1 protein-coding gene is annotated in these 1,950 nt (G+C 61.5%); it reads left to right on the forward strand.

Annotated elements, in window-relative coordinates; genetic code table 11:
* Positions 1-1,950, forward strand: a 1,950-nt coding sequence (locus RC85_RS25580; protein ID WP_157594083.1) for an Ig-like domain-containing protein, incomplete at both ends; no start/stop codon positions are given.

Below are 1,950 nucleotides of genomic sequence, written 5' to 3' on the forward strand. Positions count from 1 at the left end.
ATAGTGAAGGTGCCAGCGTCGACACGACGTTCGACCTAACGGTTCTGGCCGTCAACGACGCACCGGTTGCCGTCAACGACAGTGCGACCACGGCCGAAGATACCCCGGTCACGATCGACGTGGCAGCCAACGACACCGATGTCGATGACGCTTCGCTGACGGTTTCGCTGGAAACCGGCGACACCGCTCCTGCCGGCGGCAGCGTTGCGGTGGTCGGTAACAGCGTGGTGTACACGCCGGATGCCGACTTCTCGGGCAGCGACACGTTCACCTACACGGTCACCGATGCTGGTGGAGAGACCAGCACCGCGACGGTCAACGTCACGGTGACCCCGGTCAACGATGCCCCGGTAGCGGTCGATGGAACCGCTTCGACTGATGAAGATGTGGCCATCACCGCCGGTGACTTGACTGCTGACGTGACGGATGTCGATAGCACGGGCCTGACTTACGTAGCTCTGACTCAGCCCACCGACGGCACCTTGGTGCTTGATGGTGACGGCAGCTTTACCTACACACCCGATGCAAACTTCTCCGGTTCAGACTCCTTCACCTACCGCGTGCTCGATAACGCCGGTGGTGCCGATGAAGCAACGGTGATCATCACCGTCAACTCCGTCAACGATCTGCCGACCGCCGATGACCAGAGTGTCAGCACCGACGAGAACACTCCGGTGGCGATCGTGCTCACCGGCAGCGACGTCGAGACCGATCCGCTGACGATCTTCGCGGTCGTGGATCAACCAACCAGCGGCACGCTTTCGGGCACCGCCCCGAACTTGACGTACACGCCGAACGCCAACTTCTTCGGCAGCGACAGCTTCACCTTCACGGTCGAAGACGCCGATGGCGGAGTGAGCAGCACCGCGACGGTCTCGATCAGCGTGGGCAGCGTCAACAGCACGCCAACGCTGGACAACGCGATCGTCGCTGCCGATGCGACCGAAGGGACCGCCTACAGCTTGGTGGTTCCGACCAACACGTTCAGCGATGTCGAAGATGCGACATTGACGCTGACCGCTAGCGGTCTGCCGTCTTGGCTCAGCTTCGATGGTTCTGAATTCTCCGGCACACCACTCAACGGCGATGACGGTACCACCACGATCACGGTGACCGCGACCGATAGTGAAGGTGCCAGCGTCGACACGACGTTCGACCTAACGGTTCTGGCCGTCAACGACGCACCGGTTGCCGTCAACGACAGTGCGACCACGGCCGAAGATACCCCGGTCACGATCGACGTGGCAGCTAACGACACCGATGTCGATGACGCTTCGCTGACCGTTTCGCTGGAAACCGGCGACACCGCTCCTGCCGATGGTTCGGTATCCGTGGTAGGCAACAGCGTGGTGTACACGCCGGATGCCGACTTCTCGGGCAGCGACACGTTCACCTACACGGTGACCGATGCCGGCGGAGAGACCAGCACCGCGACAGTCAACGTCACGGTCACCCCGGTCAACGATGCCCCGGTAGCGGTCGATGGAACCGCTTCGACTGATGAAGATGTGGCCATCACCGCCGGTGACTTGACCGCTGACGTGACGGATGTCGATAGCACGGGCCTGACTTATGTAACTCTAACTCAGCCGACCAACGGCACCTTGGTGCTTGATGGTGACGGCAGCTTTACCTACACACCCGATGCGAACTTCTCCGGTCCAGACTCGTTCACCTACCGCGTGCTCGATAACGCCGGTGGTGCCGATGAAGCAACGGTCAACATCACCGTCAACTCCGTCAACGATCTGCCGACCGCCGATGACCAGAGCGTCACCGTCGACGAGAACGACAGCGTGGCGATCGTGCTCACCGGCAGCGATGTCGAGACCGATCCGCTGACGATCTTCGCGGTCGTGGATCAACCAACCAGCGGCACGCTTTCGGGCACCGCCCCGAACTTGACGTACACGCCGAACGCCAACTTCTTCGGCAGCGACTCCTTCACCT

Origin of the sequence: Rubripirellula obstinata, from assembly GCF_001642955.1 — a bacterium.
In the GTDB taxonomy this organism is placed as follows: domain Bacteria; phylum Planctomycetota; class Planctomycetia; order Pirellulales; family Pirellulaceae; genus Rubripirellula; species Rubripirellula obstinata.